Source organism: Mesorhizobium sp. M1A.F.Ca.IN.020.03.2.1 (assembly GCF_004023205.1).
In the GTDB taxonomy this organism is placed as follows: Bacteria; Pseudomonadota; Alphaproteobacteria; order Rhizobiales; family Rhizobiaceae; genus Mesorhizobium.
This window is the reverse complement of record NZ_RZSV01000006.1, coordinates 12,732-32,669: the sequence shown is the minus strand read 5'-3', so window position 1 is coordinate 32,669 and position 19,938 is coordinate 12,732. Positions and strand designations below refer to the sequence as shown.

At 59.3% G+C, this 19,938-nt stretch carries 18 protein-coding genes; 8 read left to right on the top strand and 10 right to left on the bottom strand.

Annotated elements, in window-relative coordinates:
- Positions 1–201: 201 nt before the first annotated feature.
- The gene (locus EOA79_RS02100; protein WP_095826384.1) at positions 202–1,386 is read left to right on the top strand and encodes a Gfo/Idh/MocA family oxidoreductase; all 1,185 of its coding nucleotides are present in this window, start codon (positions 202–204) and stop codon (positions 1,384–1,386) included.
- A 27-nt stretch (positions 1,387–1,413) separates the two neighbouring features.
- The gene (gene hisN / locus EOA79_RS02095) at positions 1,414–2,205 is read left to right on the top strand and encodes a histidinol-phosphatase (RefSeq protein ID WP_095826385.1); all 792 of its coding nucleotides are present in this window, start codon (positions 1,414–1,416) and stop codon (positions 2,203–2,205) included.
- Between the two features lie 99 nt (positions 2,206–2,304).
- Here the strand turns inward: hisN and EOA79_RS02090 are convergent, their stop codons facing one another.
- Positions 2,305–3,126 carry a helix-turn-helix transcriptional regulator gene (locus EOA79_RS02090; protein WP_067330581.1) on the bottom strand — a complete coding sequence of 274 codons (822 nt, stop codon included), beginning with the start codon at positions 3,124–3,126 and terminating at the stop codon, positions 2,305–2,307.
- A gap of 131 nt (positions 3,127–3,257) precedes the next feature.
- Between EOA79_RS02090 and EOA79_RS02085 the strand changes: the two genes are divergently transcribed.
- Entirely contained in the window at positions 3,258–4,313 is a 1,056-nt protein-coding gene (locus EOA79_RS02085; protein ID WP_095826386.1) for a Gfo/Idh/MocA family oxidoreductase, read from the top strand.
- A 31-nt stretch (positions 4,314–4,344) separates the two neighbouring features.
- Here the strand turns inward: EOA79_RS02085 and EOA79_RS02080 are convergent, their stop codons facing one another.
- The 8 genes from EOA79_RS02080 to EOA79_RS02045 form a co-directional block, all read right to left on the bottom strand.
- Positions 4,345–5,160, bottom strand: coding sequence for an IclR family transcriptional regulator (locus EOA79_RS02080; protein ID WP_245322550.1), 816 nt, complete (start codon positions 5,158–5,160; stop codon positions 4,345–4,347).
- Positions 5,161–5,218: 58 nt separating this feature from the next.
- Positions 5,219–6,793 carry an ABC transporter ATP-binding protein gene (locus EOA79_RS02075; RefSeq protein ID WP_245322551.1) on the bottom strand — a complete coding sequence of 525 codons (1,575 nt, stop codon included), beginning with the start codon at positions 6,791–6,793 and terminating at the stop codon, positions 5,219–5,221.
- Position 6,794: 1 nt separating this feature from the next.
- A complete protein-coding gene (locus EOA79_RS02070; protein WP_095826388.1) occupies positions 6,795–7,625 on the bottom strand; it encodes an ABC transporter permease in 831 nt (276 codons plus the stop codon).
- Positions 7,626–7,642: 17 nt separating this feature from the next.
- The gene (locus EOA79_RS02065; RefSeq protein WP_245418846.1) at positions 7,643–8,599 is read right to left on the bottom strand and encodes an ABC transporter permease; all 957 of its coding nucleotides are present in this window, start codon (positions 8,597–8,599) and stop codon (positions 7,643–7,645) included.
- Between the two features lie 72 nt (positions 8,600–8,671).
- On the bottom strand, positions 8,672–10,252 hold the full coding sequence (locus tag EOA79_RS02060) for an ABC transporter substrate-binding protein (RefSeq protein ID WP_095826390.1): 1,581 nt from the start codon (positions 10,250–10,252) through the stop codon (positions 8,672–8,674).
- Positions 10,253–10,333: 81 nt separating this feature from the next.
- On the bottom strand, positions 10,334–11,212 hold the full coding sequence (locus EOA79_RS02055) for a dihydrodipicolinate synthase family protein (RefSeq protein WP_095826391.1): 879 nt from the start codon (positions 11,210–11,212) through the stop codon (positions 10,334–10,336).
- Positions 11,213–11,817: 605 nt separating this feature from the next.
- Complete coding sequence (locus tag EOA79_RS02050; RefSeq protein ID WP_245322552.1) at positions 11,818–12,408, bottom strand: DUF1349 domain-containing protein; 591 nt, start codon at positions 12,406–12,408, stop codon at positions 11,818–11,820.
- A gap of 127 nt (positions 12,409–12,535) precedes the next feature.
- Complete coding sequence (locus EOA79_RS02045) at positions 12,536–13,243, bottom strand: hypothetical protein (RefSeq protein ID WP_245322553.1); 708 nt, start codon at positions 13,241–13,243, stop codon at positions 12,536–12,538.
- 462 nt (positions 13,244–13,705) lie between these two features.
- Here EOA79_RS02045 and EOA79_RS02040 point away from each other — a divergent pair, with 462 nt between their 5' ends.
- The 5 genes from EOA79_RS02040 (at position 13,706) to EOA79_RS02020 (ending at position 18,936) form a co-directional block, all read left to right on the top strand.
- Positions 13,706–15,301, top strand: a complete 1,596-nt coding sequence (locus tag EOA79_RS02040; protein ID WP_067330764.1) for a GMC family oxidoreductase N-terminal domain-containing protein — start codon at positions 13,706–13,708, stop codon at positions 15,299–15,301.
- A gap of 135 nt (positions 15,302–15,436) precedes the next feature.
- Positions 15,437–16,612 (top strand): MFS transporter, encoded by a 1,176-nt coding sequence (locus tag EOA79_RS02035; protein ID WP_164748138.1) that lies wholly within the window; start codon positions 15,437–15,439, stop codon positions 16,610–16,612.
- 421 nt (positions 16,613–17,033) lie between these two features.
- On the top strand, positions 17,034–17,336 hold the full coding sequence (locus EOA79_RS02030; RefSeq protein ID WP_067330561.1) for a hypothetical protein: 303 nt from the start codon (positions 17,034–17,036) through the stop codon (positions 17,334–17,336).
- A gap of 412 nt (positions 17,337–17,748) precedes the next feature.
- On the top strand, positions 17,749–18,213 hold the full coding sequence (gene rnk / locus EOA79_RS02025) for a nucleoside diphosphate kinase regulator (protein ID WP_067330551.1): 465 nt from the start codon (positions 17,749–17,751) through the stop codon (positions 18,211–18,213).
- Between the two features lie 159 nt (positions 18,214–18,372).
- A complete protein-coding gene (locus EOA79_RS02020; protein WP_127334749.1) occupies positions 18,373–18,936 on the top strand; it encodes a nucleoside-diphosphate kinase in 564 nt (187 codons plus the stop codon).
- Positions 18,937–18,944: 8 nt separating this feature from the next.
- On the opposite strand, the gene EOA79_RS02015 is transcribed toward EOA79_RS02020, so the two are convergent.
- Complete coding sequence (locus EOA79_RS02015; RefSeq protein ID WP_127334754.1) at positions 18,945–19,490, bottom strand: DUF488 domain-containing protein; 546 nt, start codon at positions 19,488–19,490, stop codon at positions 18,945–18,947.
- Positions 19,491–19,938 lie beyond the last annotated feature (448 nt).

Sequence of the window (19,938 nt, the reverse complement as noted above, 5' to 3'; positions counted from 1 at the left end):
CGCTCGGCTCTCATTCCGATCGAACGGCATCAACGGTCGCATCACTGTGCGTCACTGATTGGAGCCGTGCGAAATTGTCGCTCGATTGAGCGAGTGGGAGGATGCCTTCAATCGTGACGCGGGCGCTGCCGGATTGAGCGACGCGCGACGCCTGTCTTTCCAGACCCGATGAGAGCCGGGCCAAATGCGCAAGAGTACCCCATGAACCTCCTGACAGATGACATCCCCCGCAAACGTCGCCTTCGCGCGGGTATGGTTGGAGGAGGACGAGGTTCCTTTTTTGCAAGCCGGCATCGAACTGCCATGCGGCTAACCAATCGTTTCGAACTGGTGGCAGGCGCGTTCTCGTCTGACCGTCACGCCTGCATTGAAGCCGGCCAGGCCCTAGGAGTGGCTTGGGACCGCACCTACTTCAGCTTCGGCGACATGGCAGCGGCGGAAGCGGCGCGCGATGATGCCATCGAAGTCGCGATTATCGTTACGCCCAACCATCTCCATTTCGAGCCATGCAAACTGTTTCTCGAAGCGGGGATTCCCGTCATCTGCGAAAAACCGCTGGTCCATTCGTCGGAACAGGCGCGCGAGCTTCAGCGGATAGCAGCGGCAAATGACACGTTCTTTGCCGTGACATACACCTATACGGGCTATCCCATGGTCCGAGACGCGCGCGCTCGTATCCGCGCAGGCGAAATCGGTCAGGTTCGCTTCATGCATGTGGAGTATCTGCTCGAATGGCTGGTCAACGACCCGTCGAAATTGGGCAAAGGCGGGATATGGCGCGGCGACCCGGCAAAAGCAGGACCGACGGGCGCGCTGGGGGATATCGGAACCCACGCCTTCAACATCCTCGAATTTGTTTCCGGACTCCGGTGCACCGCACTCAACGCCAATTTGATGCGAACCGTTGACTCCTTCGGGCTAGACGACACTGACGTGATCCAGTTGGAATTCGAGGGCGGCGCCAACGGCCTCTTGTGGTCCTCTCTTGCCGCTCCGGGCCACCGCAACGGCCTGCGTTTCAAGATCGTCGGCTCGAAGGCCACCCTCGAGTGGCGTCAGGAGGCACCGGAGACACTCACGGTGTCCCGCCTCGGCGAAGGCGACCTTACCTATCGTCGCGGCCACGGCGACATATCCTCGGATGCGCAACTTGCGACCAGTCTGCCGGCGGGCTCTCCTGAAGGTTACCTCGAGGCACTCGCCGTTCTATACAGCGATTATGCGACTGCGCTTGAAGCCGGCCGAAACTGGCGAGGTGCGCTCCCGGTGCCAATCGCAGACGTTTACGAAGGGCTGCGGGGCGTTCTGCTTTCCGAGATCGGCGTCAGTTCTTCAGCTTCCAAATCGTGGATTGCCTTCCCCGGCTCCGAGCAGACGAGCCAATGATCTTCTAAATCCTTGCCAAGGTGACACATGTCAAAGCCACCGGACCCATCATTCTTGCACCGTCTCGCTGATTTGGCGGATGCCGAGACGCTGCCCCGCTATATGGTCGAGCTTGCCGTCGATACCAAGCCGAAGCCCGGATATAGATTCGATCCGGTGACCGAGGCTGATCGAGAAGCAGAAATCGCGTTGCGTGCCGCCATAATGGCGGAGTTCCCGGATCACGCTGTACTTGGAGAGGAATTCGGCGAGACGGGCGGCGGTAGCGACTGGCGTTGGGTGCTTGATCCCGTGGACGGAACCCGACCTTTTATCTGCGGCATCCCCGTCTGGGGAACGCTCATCGGTCTGACGGTTCGCGGGCGCGCCGAGATGGGGATGCTCAGCCAGCCCTATATCGGCGAACGGTTCTGGGCGGACGCAACAGGCTCATGGCGCCAGCGCGCCGGTGAGCCCCAGCCACTCAGGACGCGTGGCATCGACACCCTCTCCGACGCCATTCTCCACACCAACTCCCCCGAACATTTTCACGGCGATCTCAAAGCTGGCTTCGAGCGGCTGAACAGCGCGGTCAAGATGACCCGGTACGGTGGGGAATGTTATGCCTTCGCCATGCTAGCGGCGGGCCGGATCGATCTGGCGGTTGAACCTTCCCTGCAGCCCTACGACATCGTCGCGCTGATCCCGATCATCGAGAAGGCAGGTGGTGTGATCACTCGTCTCGACGGCGGCCGAGCTGAGGAAGGAGGCCCCGTCCTTGCCGCCGCGACGCCGTCGCTGCATCGGTTGGCACTGAATGAACTCGTCCTGAACACCTAAACTGCAAGACATTCAAGCGATTGAACGGGTAGCGTGAAAGTCGGGTTCGTCAAAGCCGAATATAGGGCCGACGAGTAATGCTCTTAGTCGGTTCGCATTTCACATCTGGATCATGTCCGAACCGTCGCCCAGATATTGCAGCACTTCCCTCGGGATGCCTGGGTCGCTCCTGTCAATCACGGTAAGTTCCTTGAGGTGACTGCGTTGGAGCAGGCCCGGCCCCTTGTAGTGCAAGGCGACCTTCGTCGAATAGGGCTGTCGGAAGGCATTGGCGGCAATGCCACTGGCGATGCCGAACATGAAACGCTTCGCATTTCGCTTGACCTGGGCATAGACACCGAAGGTGAGCTCATTGCTCTGGATGCCTTCGAAATCGGCCGTAAACAGCCGGTCCGCAACTGGGAAGCTGAACCCGTAGTACTTGAAGACGTATTCCGTTCTTCCCGGCCGGTCGAAGCTCGGGAACCGCTCGATATAGTAATGCTGGAGAAAATTGTTATTTCGATAGAGGCAGAATGCCGATTTTAGAATGAAACCTTTATAGATCGACGAAAACTGATATCGGTCATAGACACCCAGGATCTCCGAATCCTGCACACTACCGTCGAAGACAATATTCGAGAGGAAGTTGACAAACTCCGGCAGATGGCGCGCCGTGGACATCGCATGAAAAAAGTTGCCATCAATGAGCGTCCTGAACTCCTCGGGGTCGGAGAAGAGGATCGGAACGCTCAATCCGAAGAAGTTAGCGATCGTGCGCAGATTGGCGCTGGACGGCACATGGGCGCCAGAGAGATATTTGTTAAATTGTTGCCGATTGACGTTTAATTTGCGACAAACAGCGGCGACAGACCCGTGGCGATCGCACAAGGTCCTCAAATTTGCCGCGAGCGCGGCGGTATCCCCCGCGATGTGGTTCACCTCGATCGCCTCCCCTATGACGCGAACAGACGCTATCTGTACGTCAGTTTAATGCAGACTTCAACGAGATGCGAAGTTGGCTGCCAGAGGCGAATGCGCCCATACTTGGGGCCAGATCAGGAGCGCCCGGCATGGCAATTCACGGCAAGACTGGGTGGTCAGTTATGGGGACCGGCACCATTGCCACGGAGCAGATGGTCGCGGGCATCAGAGCGCAGGGGCATACTCCGTTGTGGGTGGTCAGCCGCCGAAAGATGGATGCAGCTCATTTCGCTCAGGATCTCGACATTCCGCAATGGACGACCAACCTGTCGGAGGCTCTCGGCGATCCTGACGTCGAGTTCACCTATGTCAGCGCGCGATTGAGGCGGCGGGCCCATTACATCACTGCTGCGGCGAAAGCGCGAAAGAACGTCCTTTGTGACGGACCAATCTCCGAAAACAGCAAAGTAGCCGCTGAGCTTGCGCGTCTGTGCGACGCCGCCGGGATCGTGCTTGCGGTACATCACCCGTTCCGTGCGTCGGCCATACACCAGACCATGCGCAGGCTGATCCTGGATGGTGACATCGGGAAGGTCCAGTCGATCCTTCTTACCCGCGAGGGACCGTACAAGCCCGCAGCCAAGCGCAGAAAGGACGATCTCGACAGCGAGGGCGACATCTATCTCGACATGTCCGTCGACGACATCGACCTTGCCAGGTTCCTGACGGGTGGAGAACCGCGCGAAGTCTCGGCCATTTGCACTGTTGCCGATGGCAGACCCAACCAAATTTCCTATTCCTTCCAACTCGACGATGGCAGTCTGTTTCATGCATTCGAAAGTTTTGCGATCGCCGACCTGGAAAGCACGGTTGTGGTGGCTGGAGATCGCGGCACGCTGATCGCCCACGGTACGCTGAATGGCAAGGCTTCGGGTACGCTCATGCGTCGGCACGCAGCCAAGAACGAGCTCGTGCCGGTTCGCGACGGGGATTCGCATCTTGCTGCAGTCGAGGACTTTGTCAGCGCCGGGGAGCGCAGGCTGACTTGGCTGGCACGGGGGTCAGATAATGTCGCCGCCCTGCGCGCCGCGGAGGCTTTGGCTAAGGCCGCCTCGAAGCGCCGCACCGCCACAGTTCAAGGAGGTCAGCCAACGAGGGGCCTCCTTAAGCGAGATCAATCTGCACAGGATGCTGCGGGCCAGTGACCCGCACCAGAAAGCGAGGAGCAAGAGCGGCCTAGACGCGCCTGGTGTCACGGGATGGCTTCCCCGAATACCCCATTGCACGGGAGATCTGCCCTGCGATCTCGGCAATTCGCCCTCCGGTCGAGGGGACATCCTCGTCGGTAACACGCGCGATTGGTCCACTGATGCTGATGGCGCCGAGCGGGCGCCCCGATTGATCGAAGACGGGTGCACCGATGCAGCGTCCTCCTATGGCGGACTCCTCGTTGTCGATCGCATAGCCTCGCTCCCGGATAAGTGGAAATTCGGCACGCAATTGGTCGACTGTGGTGAGGGTGTTATAGGTGTAACGGGGCAGCCCCGGCTGCTTCAGCAGCACATCCACTTCATGCGGATCAAGCCAGGCGAGAATCGACTTTCCGAGGGAAGTGGCGTGCCATGGGTTGACTACTCCCACGGATGCTCCCTGACGCAACGTCTGCATGGCCTCGATACAATCCACGACAACAACCTCGTGGCGCAGCCAAAGTGCGAAGCTTACCGTCTCGTTGAACTGTTCATGCAAGGTTTCCAGATAGGGGTGGGCTACCGTTCGAACGTCTCTGCGATGGAGTGATTTCTGCCCAAGAATATAAAGCCCAATGCCCAGCACATAGCGATTTCCATTCACCTTTTCGATCAGCCCATGCCCGACGAGACTGGCCACATAACGTGACGTGGTTGGCTGTCCCAGCCCGACCTCGCGCGCGATCATCGACAGCGACATGGGCTGATCAGAGCGCTCAAGAACGCGCAAGACTGCAACCGCCCGATCGACAGCGTCGAAGCGGGCACTTTTTTCCTCGTCGGTGAACAGGTCGTTTGGCAAGATCGTTCCAGCGAATCCCGTAGCAATCGCCCTTTGGTGCTCCAAGTCGAGCCGGTCGTCAATTAAGTCGCGGCGCGGCGTCCAACAACATTCTTGTGTAAGAGTGCTTTGGCGAACGCAGGACGTCATTCGTTCGTCCCGCCTCAACGATACTCCCATCCTTCATGATTATGATGGATTGTGCAATTTCGGAGACCAGCGGCAAATTGTGGGTTATGAAAAGCATCGCAAGGCCGTCCTTCTTCAGATCGAGCAGAAGCTCGACCACGGCCGCCTGCACAGACACGTCGAGAGCCGAAGTGATTTCGTCGCACACCAGAAGCTTCGGTTTGACCGCGAGCGCGCGGGCCACGGCCACGCGTTGACGCTCGCCTCCCGATAGATCGCCCGGGTAAAGATTGACAACCCGTTGCGGTAATCGAACCCGGTCAAGAAGCGACCGCACTTCGGCACCGACCCTTGCTTTGTCAGCCAGCCCCGTCAGGCGAACGGCGCGGGCGATGCTTTGCGCGATCGATTCCTTTGGGTTGAGCGAGCGGTCAGGATTTTGGAAGACGATCTGCATGGCGCTCAAATCTGCCTTGGAGCGACTTGAGACGGCGAACGGCATCAAATGCCCCTCGAACAACAAGCCGCCCGAAGCGTTGCTGTGCAAACCGGTCACGCATCGGCCCGTAGTGGTTTTGCCGCTGCCGCTGCCGCCGACAAGGCCGACGCACTCGCCTTTGCCGACCGAGAATGAAACGCCGTGCACGACCTCGACGTGGCCATGGGCCGCGCGCAGGTTCTTCACCTCGAGGACGCTCTGGATTTTGGCACCGTCGGCCTCGGACGCCGCCGCAGGACCATCGGTTACCAGTCGTGGAATAGCGTCGAGCAGCATGCGCGTATAGTCGTCGCTCGGTGCTGCGAAGACCTGCCTGCGGCTCCCCTGCTCGACGATCCTTCCAGAAAGCATGACGGCCACCCTGTCGGCCACGACGTTCACGACCGCAAGGTCATGGGTGACGTAGACCACGCTGGCGCTGCTGGACTTGACCAGCCTCGCTATCAACTCAAGGATCGTTTGCTGGGTGGATACGTCCAGGCCCGTGGTGGGCTCATCCATCACGATGACCTGCGGAGCCGTGACGAAGGCCATGGCAATTGCGATGCGTTGCAGTTGACCGCCGCTGAGCTCGAAGGGATAGCGTCTCAAAAACTTTTCATCGTCTGGGAGATCGACGCTCCGCAACGCGTCACGCATCAGTTGCTTCATGCCGGTGCCCGAATGGCCGTGCGCCGCAAGAAGCTCGGCCATTTGCTTGCCGACTGACATGCGGGGGCTGAAGCTCGTGGTCGGATTCTGTGGAACCAGCGATACTTTGCCGCCCTGGAAGGCACGTTGCCTCCGGCCCGAGAGTGAGAGGATGTCGGTGCCGGCAATCAAAATGTTGCCGGAGGAAATGCGCATTCCCGGCCGCGCAAAGCCTAGCAAACTCAAGGCGACTGACGTCTTTCCAGATCCCGATTCACCGATGATGGCCAGGACTTCACCCCGCTTCACATGAAGGGAGACGTCGCTGACGATTTCGCGGCCGTTGAGGTCATGCATGAAAAGCGATTGCACAACGAGCGGGATTGCTTCGGTCATTTCAAATCTCTTTCGACCGACCGACCGAGCGCGCAAAGCTGTCGGCAAGCACGTTGACGGCAACGGAGAAGGCAGCAATTGCCAGAGCTGGCGCGATTGCGATCCATGGCGAGATCGTGATGCCAATCCGGTTTTCGCTGATTATCAGACCCCAGTCGGCCGCCGGCGGTGGCAGGCCCAGGCCCAGGTAGCTTAGCGAAGCGTAGAGGATGATCGACCCGCAAAGTCGGACCCCGAAGTCGGCCAGGACCGGTGTCAACACGTTGGGCAGGATGTCAAGGAAGCAGATTGCGGCCCAGCTTTCCCCGCGCGCGAAGGCAGCTTCGACGTACTCGTTCTTTGATATGTCCATCGTGATCAGTCGCACGATACGGAAGATGCGGGGTGAATGCAGGATCACAATCCCTATGATGACTGTGGGCAGGCTTGGCCCGGTCGAGGCGAGAAGGACGAGAAGAAAGATGGCCGGCGGGAGCGCGTAGATCACGTCGGAAATGGCAATCAGAAAAATATCCAGCGGGCCTCGCCGCATGCCCGAGTAGATGCCAAGCGGCACCGCGACTACATAGGCCGCCACGGTCGCGCAAAGCGCGACGACGAGCACAGTCCTCCCGCCATAGAGAAAGCGACTGAAAGTGTCGCGCCCCAGGAAGTCGGTTCCGAGCCAATGCTCGTGGGTTATGGTCGCGAAGGGAGCCCCGACGATTTCATCGAAGGCGTACGGACTGAACAATGGTCCGAACGAGGCGAGGGCAACGATGATGACGACCAGGACCAGAGCGATGCGAGCTGCTGGCTTCGCCAGGGTCAGGCGCAGGACGGAGCGGCGCATACGGTCAATCTCTCCGGCTAGGTCGTGCCGCGCGCCACGCGCAGCCTTGGATTAAGAAGAAGGATCAGCGCTTCGGACACCAGGTTGATAAGCACATAGGTCGCCGTGATGATCAGCGTGATGGCCAGCACTGTCGGCATGTCTCGGTTGATAACCGCTTCCGAGAGCGCGCTGCCGATGCCCGGCAGTTGAAAGACGGACTCGGTGACTACCACTCCGCCGGCCAACCAGGCCGCATTCAACGCGATCGTCTGGATGCTGGGTGTGATCGTGTTGGGAAGAACATGACGTAATAGCACCCGCGCGGGGCTTATGCCCCTCAGCCGTACCATATAGATGTATTCGGCGTTCAACACTTCGAGTGCCACCGCCCGCACCATGCGTACGACCTGGGCCAGCGTTGTGCCGAGCAGGGTCAGGACCGGCAAAATGAAAAGGGTCGATTGAGATGAAAGCGGAAGGCTGTCGTTGATCAGCGAAACCGGCGGCAACCAACGAAGATAAACCGCGAAAAGCACAATCAATACCGTGCCGATTACGAACTCAGGCAGGGCAACGGTCACGATTGTCGGAACTGATATCAGGTGGTCGGCCAATCTGTCTTTGTAGATCGCCGCGGCAACGCCGAGCACGAAGGAGAGCGGTATCAGCAGGAGCAGCGATGTGACCGTCAGTATCAGGGTGTTGACGGCCCTCGGCCCAATCGTCTCCCAGACTGGCCGGCCGGACGGAATTGACCGGCCGAAGTCGCCGGTGAGCGCGCCCCCGATCCAGCTGGCATATTGCACGACGGCCGGCCGATCCATGCCAAACTCGCGCCTGAGCGCCTCCACCGCCGAAGGGTCCGCCTTGGCACCGAGCGCTGCCCGGGCCGGATCTCCCGGCAGATATTGGGTCGCGGCAAAGACGACAATGGAGACGGCAAAAAGAGTGACGACAGCCAGGACTATTCTTGTCAACAGAAGCTGCAGCAAGGGTTTATTCAAGGGGTCTCACCTTCAGAGAAAGGGAGCCGCCGCGGCTTGGCTGGCCACGGCGGCTGCAGTTTACCCGAGATAGACGCTTTCGAACTGGTAATAGCCGAGATTTCTCTGGGTGGAGGGAACGATATTCTTGACCTTGGCGCTGGCGGCGTCGAGAAGATCACGGAAGCCCCAGATGATGTAAGCTCCCTCGTTCCACAGGACCTTCTGAGCCTCCACATAATATTCGCGGCGCTTGGGGCCATCGAACGTGGTTCTTGCCTTGCTTACCCACTTGTCGAACTCGTCACTGGTCCAATCCGGTTCGTTCCAGTAGGCACCCCGGGCATAGCCTTGGCCGAACTGGGATTCGAGAGTGTGCTGTCCCCAATCCGAACTGCCCATCTGCGTCTTTTTGAAGTTCGGGCCGGAATAGTAGCTGTCGGGCGGCACGACCAGAAGTTCGATGTTGACGCCGATCTTCTTGGCCTGGTTGGCGATGAGCGTAGCCGACGCCTGCATGCCTGGAGCGGCATCCGAGGTGTAGAGGGTGATCGCCTGGCTATTGTCAAAGCCCGCCTGCTTGAGCAGCGATTTCGCCTGATCCGGGTCGTAAGCGCGTTGCGGCAGTTCGGAGGCGTAGTCTGGATCCGTGATGCAATGCAGGTCGTTGCCAATCCTGCCATATCCCGACAATGCGTTGTCGAGCAGTTGCTGGCGGTCGATCATGAGCCGGAACGCCTGGCGGACGCGCACGTCCGTAAAGGGTTTCAGGTTCGTCATCATGAATTGGTCGGTCGTGGCACCGCTCTTCGAGCGCAGCAGGGTGAGTGCGGGATTTGCTTCAATCAGGCGCGCAAGACTTCCATCGAGCTGAGCCACGGCGTCGACCTGGTTGGCCACCAGCGCATTCATGCGCGCGGTCGGGTCGTTGATCGCGATGAATTCGACCCCATCGAGATATGGCTGGTCGGGCGTGCGATAGTTATCGCTGCGTGCCAGCGTCACCCGCTGACCGCGGGACCATGACACAAACTTGAAGGGCCCGGTCCCGATCGGCTTGTCGAAGTCGGTCGTGCCGTCCTTCATGAGGAACATGACCTTGCTGCCCAGCACTTGCGGCAACAGCGCATAGGGCTGCTTCAATTCGACTTCGACCGTATTGGCGTCGAGCGCGCGTACCCCTTTCGGCTCCATGAGCGGCGCCAGGTTGGGGTAGGCATCGGCCTTGTTGTCAGAATTGAGGATGTACTGGATGGTGTAGACGACGTCCTTGGCCGTGAAAGGCGCGCCGTCATGCCAGACCACACCTTTCTTGAGCTTGATTTTCCAGACGTTGCCCTCGGCGTTGTGAGTGAAGTCATCCGCCAGCTTGTTGTAGAGATTGCCATCCTTGTCGAAGTCGGTGAGCCGGTCGAAGATCGACTGGGCGACGGCGAAATCCATATCGCCTGTCGAGATGAAGGGGTTGAGCGACGATTTCGCCCCGGCTGCGCCTAGACCGACGCGGAGCGTCCCTCCCCGCTTCGGTTCATCGGCCAGGGCCGGGCGAAGCCCCGCCCCGGCAAGCATCATACCGGTGCCCAACAACAAGCCTGTCTTCAGCACATCGCGCCGCCCGATAAGCGTCGAATCTGCCTTTGGGCGATTTATGTCCTTGCTCATTCCACATTCCCTCCTGTTTAGATGGTTTTCTTCGGCTTATTCATTCAACCAATGGGCGGAGCGCCCGCGCCTGGCCACGGCTTAGGCAAGCAGTCCAGCAAGCTTGAGGGCCTTCAGGATGTTTTCCTGGTCCTGCTTGGCCAGGTTGCCATTGGGCTTGCGCGGTTCACCCACCTTGCGGCCTTGAGCGTTGATGGCAAACTTGATGCGGGCGGGGAAATTCACGCTCTTGGTCATCTCCCGTGCGAGCGGCGCGATCTTGTCCGTCAGCTTCCGGCCAAGGACGTAGTCGCCGGCTGCGTGGGCGGCGAAGATCTCCCCGTACTGTTTCGGGATGACGGTGTTGATGCCGGAAATCGAGGCCTGCGCCCCAAACAGAAAGCTCGCAATGTTCACGCTGTCCGCCCCAGCGGCAATGGCGACCCGGTCGCCGACGGTCTGGACGAGTTCCGTCACCGGCTCCAGCGCCACTTCCTTCACGCAGATGACTTCGGGCAGTTGGGCTACGCGCTGCATGACGGCAGGGGGGTTGAAGAAGTGGTTATAGTAGATGATGGGTAGAGAGGTCGCCGCCCCAACATCCTGGATGAACTTGTCCAGCCCATCGCCCGACGGGGTATTATAGATTGGTGGCCCAAGCATCAGCGCACAGGCGCCGGCCTGCTTGGCGAGCAGACCACGCTTGATGGCGTCGCGGGTGGTGGTTGTGATTATCCCGGCGATTACGCGCAGCTTGCTGTTGGCCGTGGCTGTTTCCACCAAGAGCTCGAGTTCCTCTGCGGAAAGCTCATCGCCCGAACCGGTGCTTCCGCCGACCACGGCAAGGCGAATGCCAGCGCTTTCCATGAACCGAAGCTCACCCTTGAAGAGATCCAGGTCGAGATCACCATCGGGTCTAAACGTCGAAACGAGCGGCGGGATGATCCCCTTGATCTCGTCCTTTTGAAGCACAGTCGCCATTGCAGTTCCTTATTTCACTTAGTGAAAGTCACTATTACTGAATGAACATCCTGCGAAGCGCGGAGCTTGTCAAGGGCATTTCCCAATGACGGCGCTGAATGACCGAGACAGGCTTGCTGCGCTTTGGTTTTCAGCCCGCCGAACCCGTTCGCTGGTCAACAGGCATCTTCGTGCGGGGAGCAGTGAAGCCGGCCATAATGCGACGCGGTCGGAGCACCGATCTTGTGGCGCAAGACGAGAATGCACACAGCGGGGTCATGGCATGAGTTGCGCGGGCTTGGTGGCAACCAAATCCCGCACTACACCCTTTGCGACCTTTGCACTCCTGGCGCGGCGATCGCGCTTGTGCTCAAGGCCCCGTACCTCGGCCGATCCGTAAGGATCACTGTTCTTGCGACCTGGAAACAGGCCACCCCCGTAACGCGACGGCGTGACATCCGTGACCCCGATCACAGTGTCCTGCCCCATCTCGCATCACCGTCGGCGTCTGGCAGGGAAAGCGATGCGGACGACCATAAAGGACGGTCAGTCGCTGTTTGCCCGACCGAGATCGATGATATGAGACGAACTGGCGCAGCTGTCCTCAACGGCCAAAGTACGGTCAGCTATTGTCCGTTGCGCAGATCGCTGATCTTGGCGACAGAAAGCCTGACGTCTGAGAAGACGGCGGTCGTCCCCTCGCCCGTCGGCGATTGAACGCCAAGTCCCATACGCACCGGCCGCCTTGCTACACCGGGCAGAGTGAACCAGCGCAGGAAATTCCAGTATTTGCCGTCTTCCGAAAAATGGAACGCGACCGTCTCGCCATCGCAATAAGCACGCAGCCACACGTGGGCGCCGGAATGACGAGGACCGTCCGAGTCGTCGGATGTGCCGCGCGTCACCACGCTCACGATGGTCGGCTTACGCGCGGCAGAAAATTCGAAGGCGACCTTTGCCCAATTGTTGTCGTCACATTCGATGAAGATCGCGCCGGCATCGTAAGCAGAGGCGAAGTCGACAGAGACCCTGGCAGACAGCGCAAAATGCTGCTCGTCGATCTCGCGCACCAATCGCGTGACATTCGCGGCCCGGCTTTTGCCGCTCGGGGCGAAGAACCAGTCCGTGTTCGCGTTGGCCCGCAGCCGCACCGAGGCGTTCTCGATTGCCGCGGAGCCGTTGTCAGCCCCCTCAACGCGCATGCTGTCGAGCTTCATGTTTTTTCCTTCACTTCAACAAATTCCGCCGAGAGCCGGCCGGTTTGACCGGCTTAAACAGCGCTGAGAACGCCACTCGGCGCCAATGCTTGATATCGTCCGCGAAGCGCGCCAAGGATCGCCGAATTCAGGGGTGGAGTTCTATGGCGAGCCACACCGAATCGGTATCCGCGTAGTAGCGGTGCCATGGGTAGGCCCACTCATTCTTGCCGCTGACCCTGCAGAAGGGGTCATGCGAATAACCGACCGGCATCACAACGTCTTCATAAATTGTCGTTTCGTCACGAAGTCGAAACTTCTGCATCCGGCCGGAGCCGTGGATTTGCGTGTGTGTTTCAAGGAAGCGATGCTCATTGTGAATGAAGCAGTCAGTGTCCCCCGGCGACCACCAAAGGTTCAGCTTGAGCGTGAACGTCTGCGGGGAGCCGGATGCTGCGCGCTCGTTGGTGAATACCAAAGGATCGGTGCTGACCGTGCCGATCTCATCCTGCGGGGAAATGAACAGCGGCGTGTCGCGTGGGAAGCTCTTGATTCGATTGCCAAGCCAGTCCCAGCCGCGGAACATGCACCCCCCGAGATTGGTGGCTTTTCGCACCTTCAGAAGCGCCGCCCGTTCCGCGGATTTGATTTGCCCGCCCTTCAGCCATGTCGATTTCCAGGCAGGCACGATCGCCGGATGCTCATCTCCGGTGATCATCGCGCTGGGGCTGACATTCACAACGACAGCGTCTTCAACGGGATAGTCGCGGACATCTTCGACGAGCTTGGCGAAGATGAAGTCGTCGGCAAACGAAAGGTCTCTCGTCTGGTTCGGCACGGTTTTGTCGTCCATCATCAGGGTAACCTGAGCCCGACCACACCACAATGCGGACGCCAAAAGAAGTGCGCGTCTGGACGATTCTTGTCGTAACTTGACGTCAATTCTGCGCCATATTGCGAAGTGCGCCGGTCCCGGTGGGTAAGCCGGCAATCGGGTGTCTTCGAAAGACTGGCTCTCAGGGCGCCAGCGATGCCAGGCAAAGAGTGACCTCACCACAGCGAACTTTCTCGCTCGGCGCGTCACATTGCTTCCATGTTCCATGCGTTGCGAACTTGTCATGAGCTCTCGATGTTTGCCTACTGGGCGAGATTGGCAGAGGCAGCTTCGACATTGCGTCGTATCGATGATCGAACAGGAGATCTGCCGCGCCAAAATCCGGCATGAAACCCGACCTCAGGCTGGAGCTCGATCAGAGGATCTCGACCCATGACAAAGTATGGCTCGGCGCTCTTGGGCATCCGACCGCGGGATGAAATTATGCAGACCAACTGTGACTACATAGTCGTTGGCGGCGGCTCGACTGGATGCGTGGTTGCCGCGCGGCTTTCGGAAGATCCTGATGCCTCGGTCTTCCTGCTGGAGGAAGGCCCACGCGACTTCAATCCCTACATCCATATCCCGGGTGCCTACTATAAGACCGCACAAGGGCCCCTATTGAAAAGGATTCCCTGGGAACCAACCGCAGCCCAATCCCGTGTCGAGCAGCCGACGATGGTCCAGGCCCGGGTGCTGGGCGGCGGCAGTTCCGTCAACGCGATGATCTATATCCGCGGCGCGCCATCCGACTATGCGCGGTGGGAAGCGCTCGGCGCGGATGGCTGGAATTATGATGATGTGTTGCCCTACTTTCGGCGGTCGGAAGACAACAACCGGTTCTGCAACCAGGCCCACGCCGTAGGGGGACCGCTAGGCGTTTCCGACATCGACCATATCCACCCCCTCACACGCGCCTGGCTGCAGGCGTGCCAGCAGGCTGGGCTGCCCTATAATCCTGATTTCAATTCCGGCGATCAGGCCGGCTGCGGTCTTTACCAGATCACCGCCAAAAACAGGCGGCGCAGCAGCGCCGCAACGGCCTTCATCAAACCCGCCCGCCACCGACCTAATCTCCAGGTTCGAACGGGTTCCACGGTCACGCGGATAATTGTCGAAAAGGGGCGGGCCGTCGGGGTCGAGTATGTAGCGAAGGGCCGCAAATGGGCCCTCATGGCCAGTCGCGAAGTAATCTTGTCGGCAGGTGCGATTGCCTCGCCGAAATTGCTGATGTTATCAGGGATCGGTCCGGCCGACGCTTTGCGCGGACATGGCATTCCTGTCGTTGCCGATCTGCCCGGGGTCGGACAGAACCTGCAGGACCATATCGAGATATCGCTCGTCTATCAGTTGAACGGGCCCCACAGCTACGACAAATACAAGAAGCCGCACTGGAAAGCCGCGGCTGGCCTGAACTATCTACTGTTCAGGGATGGCCCGGCTTCTTCCAATCTGATCGAAGGAGGGGCGTTCTGGTGGGGCAACACAAGCGAAGCGATCCCGGATGTGCAATATTTCATGGTCGTGGGTGCGGGCATCGAGGAAGGCGTCGACGCCGTCCCGGGCGGAAACGGCTGCACGATAAACCTAGGACAGATCCGGCCTCGGTCTCGAGGGGAAGTGACGCTGAAAAGTGCCGATCCTTACGCCAACCCACGCGTGGCCCCGCGGTATTTTTCCGACCCCTATGATCTCGATGCGGTGGTTGAAGGAACGATGGGGGCGTTCGATATCATGGAGCGACCCGCCATCCGCCGCTACATTGCCTCAAGGCAGATCCCGTCCGCCGGGACAGCGACGCCACTACAGGTGAGAAAGTTCTGCCAAGAGGTCGCGCATCCGGCGCTGCATCCTGCAGGCACCTGCCGAATGGGCAAGGACGGCATGGCAGTGGTTGATCCCGAGCTTCGCGTCCACAGTATCGAAGGCCTTCGCGTGGCGGATGCGTCGGTCATGCCAACGCTCATATCCGGCAATCCCAACGCTGTGTGCATTATGATCGGCGAGAGGACTGCGAACTTTGTCCAGCATGGCAAGTAGAAACGCGCGACCCTGCTCCCTCTCAAAGATTAGCCGGCGCCCGCGGTGGCCTGCCTTGGCCACCCCCAACCATGACGGCCTCGCTCCAATCACCGGTGTCTCAATTTGAACGCCACACCAGAGAGAATAGCGATAGTGAAGGACAGCTCGACGATCTCCCCTGCGATCCGAAGCAGCCGTTTCTTTTGCAGCCTTTTCTTTTTGGGAGCAGGCGTCGGCATCGGAGCTTGGGCGTCCTCACTTCCAGTCCTCAGCGCTCAAATGGAACTGGACAAGGCGCAACTCGGGTGGATCCTGATTGGCTTCGCTCTGGGCGCAATTGTGATGATGACCAATATCGGTCGCTTGGCTGCCATTGCCCCGAGCAGTGTGCTCAGCTTGCTGGGATCTCTAACGTTCGGCGCAGCGCTGTTGGCCCTCCCGTACGCCGGTGGCACCTATTGGCTGGCGTTGATTGTGTTTTTTGCCGGTATCGGTTTCGGGACGCTCGACGTATCGATGAATATTGATGCGTCGACAGTGGAGCGTCACATGGGTCGGCAAGCAATGTCCTCTTTTCATGCCGTATTCAGTTTCGGAAGCCTGATCGGCGCATTCGTTGTCGGCCAGATACTGTCCAACGGCGGCGCCTTGGCCGTTTGTCTTGGGGTGGCGGGACTTGGTGTTGCGGCAGTCGCGGTCGTCGCCTGCATAGGATGGAACAATTCAGGCCGGTTCGACGATCCTGCCGACTCCATTGAGGCGACGGATGGCAAATTCGATAATGCAATAAGGAAGCATCTTTACCTGCTTGGTGGCCTGGCATTCTTGGGGATGCTGGCCGAGGGCGGAATGATGGATTGGAGCGCTATTTACATCGTGACCCGATCCGGAGGAGCAGAAAGCACAGGCGCCTATGGTTTTGCGGCATTTGCAACCATGATGGCAACCGGCCGCCTATTCGGTGACGCCATCGTTAAGCGGATCGGCCAGATGCCAATGTTGCGCTATTGCACAATAGTTTGCGCAGGCTCGGTGTTCACAATGATCCTGATGGGCGGCAATCTTCCTGTTGTTCTGATTGCGCTCGCCATATGCGGTCTTGGCCTAGCAAACGTCGTGCCCACACTTTTCGCCGCCGCCGGGCGTGCAGGTGGCACTTCTGCTGCTCGGGCAATGTCAATCGTGACGACGATGGGATACGCGGGATTGCTTCTTGGGCCTGGATTGTTGGGTTTTATCGCTCAGATTTCGTCGCTCGTCGGCAGCTTATCCGTCATCCTAATGGCATTTGTCGCAGTTTCGGCGTCAGCGCGCTCGAGCAAATGCTAGGGTTTGGCCACTCACCCGTCCGTGGTGAGGCGGATGGCTCGCGTGCATTCTTAGGCCTCGCCAAGGACGTAGCTGCCAGCTGTATGGCCTCGCGCAGTTAGCTTTTGACACTGACGTACAGCCGGGGTGCAGGTTTCGCGGAACAGTGGTATTCGTCCGACTGGGCACAAGCCGATCGCGTGCTGCCGAGCCAAGTTATGTTGTAGGGGCGAACACGGTTACCAACTGAATATGAGACTGGATGTCTGAAAAGGGCCGAAGCGGAACGGGAGCTTCACAATTTCGACACCAGCCAACGGCATCGGCCCTTCCCTTTTTCGGACTCGATATCCATTTCTGACGGGTCGAGCCATCGCGCCGGAGCATACTGGCTTTCAGCAGACAGCGATGTCGCTCCCGAAAGCGTCTGAAAGGGTAACTTATGACGATCACTGGAGCTCAATGCCGCGCTGCTCGCGCGCTGGTCGAATGGACCCGCGAAAAGCTCGCCAGCAATTCAGGCGTGGATGCGCTGGCCATCGAGGAATTCGAACGTCGGATCACACTCCCCGACTACGAAGTCTGTAATAGGCTCCAAATCGCGCTCGAAGGCGCCGGCGCCTTTTTTATTGCCGAGAACGGCGGCGGTATCGGGGTTCGCCTGAAACTAAACCGCTCCGAGGTCAGGCGGATCAGCGTTCTCGAGAATGAGGGGGGCATCGTTGGCACGGATGCCGTTCCATAGATCCTGGGCAGGGTCCTCAACGGTACACCGCGCGCGAGGCGATGTAATCGAAATCAGCGAGCCCACCGCTGCTTCTGGGTACACTTTGAACAGTCTGCTCTTAGCGTGGGTCGTTTGCGGGAAACTCATGGCACGCGCGGCGCTTCACGCGACCGCAGCGAGGGCATGGTGGCGTCCCGCTCAATTCGTGGTGACCGCGGATTCCCAAGACTAACAACGATGATGATCCATGCGGACCTTGATCAACTTCGGATAGCCGGTACCGCACGTTACCCCTCGGCTCGGGGCGCCCGCTTAATCGACATGTTAGGATCAGCAGGGCTCCAACCTTTTGGCGCACTGGGATCAATTTCCGAAGTCGCCTGTCCGCCACCTTTGATGGCGGCTGAGCCAGGAGAAATATGAGCATTAGATGCAGAAAAACTCGAAAATCCGGCGCAAGCCGAATATCCGCATCTCGCAGTCGGATCATGCGCGCTTATCGGTGCTCGCGAGCACTTTCGCCGCACGATATCCGGAGGCTTCCGATGAGCTGCTCGCCGAGCTCGAGCGCGCGCGGATCGTCGCCGATGGTTGGGTCTCCGCCGGTACCGTCCGGATGGGTTCAACTGTGACGTTCAAGCCCGACACCGGTGATCGGAGAACGGTAACGCTGGTTTTCCCTGGCGATGCTGACATCTCCGAAGGCAAGGTTTCGATTCTTACACCGATTGGCACAGCCCTGATCGGCCTCTCGGCTGGACAGTCAATCATGTGGACCGCCCGAGACGGGCGCCGGCACGAACTGTTGGTGCTTGGTGTGACCCAGCCCGCCCCGCAAGGTGATGGAGTCAGTCAGCTCGCACCTGCGTCTCCAACGATGGCGGCGAGCGTCTGACATGGGCGTCTCCGTCCGTCTCCTCAATCATGCAGGCAGCTTGATCGCGGGAGTCTGACCCCTGCGCCGGCTCATCTCGGTCCGGCACAGGGGTACTTCCTCACATCCGATCAACTGCAGTTGCCGGATCGCCTTGTGCGGGCCGGCTGGAGACGTACCATGCCCAATATAGACACCTGCCAACTGACCACCAAGGATTACACGATTCTTCAAGTGATACGGGAACGCCATCCGATCCGCGACGAAACCTTCTCGACTATTCTCCAGCGGAAGATTTCGAGCGCAGTTGTCATGTTTCGCGATGACATCCCAGCGAACGTCGTGACACTCAGCAGCCGCGTGGCCTATCGGGTGAACGACGGTCCTGCCGAAACCCGCATCGTCGCACATGACCAGATGCGCGGTCTGGTTGGCATGCTTTTGCCTATCACCAATCCGCGAGGCCTGGCGTTGCTCGGTCTGGCCAAGGGGCAGTCGATGTCCATTCCGACAGCGGACGGGATGCTTGAAACGCTGACGGTGCATGAAGTGGTTTACCAACCAGAAGCCGCAAGGCGCGAGAGACTGAAACTGGCGGGAGTTGCTGCATCGGATTCGCTGCGGCTGGATGGACACGGTCCGCGGGCCGTCCATCGTTCCGATGAACCGCACGACGAAGCTCAGAACAAGGTTGCGGCGGCTTTCAACGCCGGGTTCGACGACCCGGGGCCGTCGGCTGCCTGAGGGCTCGACTATGCCGAAGGCTGTGAAGGCGGGTAGACAAGCATTCCATCGGCTCCTGCCCTCACGCCGTCGGTGAGTTTCGCCGGCACGACCTTGTCATGGCTCATCAGATGAAAAACGGACTCGCCGCGGCTGATCAGGTAGTCCGCGACGATCCTTCTGTGACAGCGCCACCACAGCGCTTCCGAGCACATGACGGCACACTGCCGCTCCCTGCCGAGCGATACAAGCCGGGTTAGGCCGTCATGAAACTCCGCCGACAACGCGTAGTCGGCGTAGTTGTGAAAACTCTGGTTAATCCAGAACGCGTTTAGCATTGGTGGAATGTCATGCGCCTTGCCCCGCAGGCCGCCAAGCTCGGCAATGTACTCATATCCAATGCCGGACGGAGCTAGGCTTTCCGCAAGCACCTCGGTGTTGAATTGCGGGTTCGCCCGCGAGCGTCTGACGGTTCTTATGTCGATTACCAGGGCGACTTCTGCCACATGCAGCAGGGCAACGAATTCCGGAATCGACCTGGTCGAATGACCGATAGTGTAAAACGGATAAGGCATTTTTTCCTTGTCGATCCACCTGCCAGCCATGTGGCTTCGCGCCTGGGGGGAACGATCATTTCACAACGTCGCTTTAAATCCGCCTAGCCTCCCGCAGTCCGCTCTCTCCCGCTGCATGCCCCCGAATAGATGAGTTCCGGCGCCTTGCGTGACCTCGAGCTTACCTGCCTCAATATGGCGAGCTTCGGCGCCGATGTCGAAATTGCCGGCATAGTTGTGCTCCGTTGTGGTTGTTGATCCCTAAAGACCCGCCCCTCCCACCGGCTCGCTTGCAAGAGCAATAAATTTGCACTTACGCGGCATTTAATTCCGTTTGCCTTCCTCTTCCCTCCGTAGCACGTTTGGGGCGGTACGGAGCTGGCGCCTCGGAATGTGGCGGCGGTTTCTTCGACAGAAAGCTCGCGGCCATGCACAGGCGGACCGCTGGCCATCGGCTTACGCCCGATCG

What these genes read in the sequence shown, in the direction of transcription:
- EOA79_RS02100 (WP_095826384.1), top strand. Translation starts at nt 202, where the DNA reads ATGAACCTCCTGACAGATGACATCCCCCGCAAACGTCGCCTTCGCGCG.
- hisN (WP_095826385.1), top strand. Translation starts at nt 1,414, where the DNA reads ATGTCAAAGCCACCGGACCCATCATTCTTGCACCGTCTCGCTGATTTG.
- EOA79_RS02085 (WP_095826386.1), top strand. Translation starts at nt 3,258, where the DNA reads ATGGCAATTCACGGCAAGACTGGGTGGTCAGTTATGGGGACCGGCACC.
- EOA79_RS02075 (WP_245322551.1), bottom strand. Translation starts at nt 6,793, where the DNA reads ATGACCGAAGCAATCCCGCTCGTTGTGCAATCGCTTTTCATGCATGAC.
- EOA79_RS02070 (WP_095826388.1), bottom strand. Translation starts at nt 7,625, where the DNA reads ATGCGCCGCTCCGTCCTGCGCCTGACCCTGGCGAAGCCAGCAGCTCGC.
- EOA79_RS02060 (WP_095826390.1), bottom strand. Translation starts at nt 10,252, where the DNA reads ATGAGCAAGGACATAAATCGCCCAAAGGCAGATTCGACGCTTATCGGG.
- EOA79_RS02055 (WP_095826391.1), bottom strand. Translation starts at nt 11,212, where the DNA reads ATGGCGACTGTGCTTCAAAAGGACGAGATCAAGGGGATCATCCCGCCG.
- EOA79_RS02050 (WP_245322552.1), bottom strand. Translation starts at nt 12,408, where the DNA reads ATGAAGCTCGACAGCATGCGCGTTGAGGGGGCTGACAACGGCTCCGCG.
- EOA79_RS02045 (WP_245322553.1), bottom strand. Translation starts at nt 13,243, where the DNA reads ATGATGGACGACAAAACCGTGCCGAACCAGACGAGAGACCTTTCGTTT.
- EOA79_RS02040 (WP_067330764.1), top strand. Translation starts at nt 13,706, where the DNA reads ATGCAGACCAACTGTGACTACATAGTCGTTGGCGGCGGCTCGACTGGA.
- EOA79_RS02030 (WP_067330561.1), top strand. Translation starts at nt 17,034, where the DNA reads ATGACGATCACTGGAGCTCAATGCCGCGCTGCTCGCGCGCTGGTCGAA.
- rnk (WP_067330551.1), top strand. Translation starts at nt 17,749, where the DNA reads ATGCAGAAAAACTCGAAAATCCGGCGCAAGCCGAATATCCGCATCTCG.
- EOA79_RS02020 (WP_127334749.1), top strand. Translation starts at nt 18,373, where the DNA reads ATGCCCAATATAGACACCTGCCAACTGACCACCAAGGATTACACGATT.
- EOA79_RS02015 (WP_127334754.1), bottom strand. Translation starts at nt 19,490, where the DNA reads ATGCCTTATCCGTTTTACACTATCGGTCATTCGACCAGGTCGATTCCG.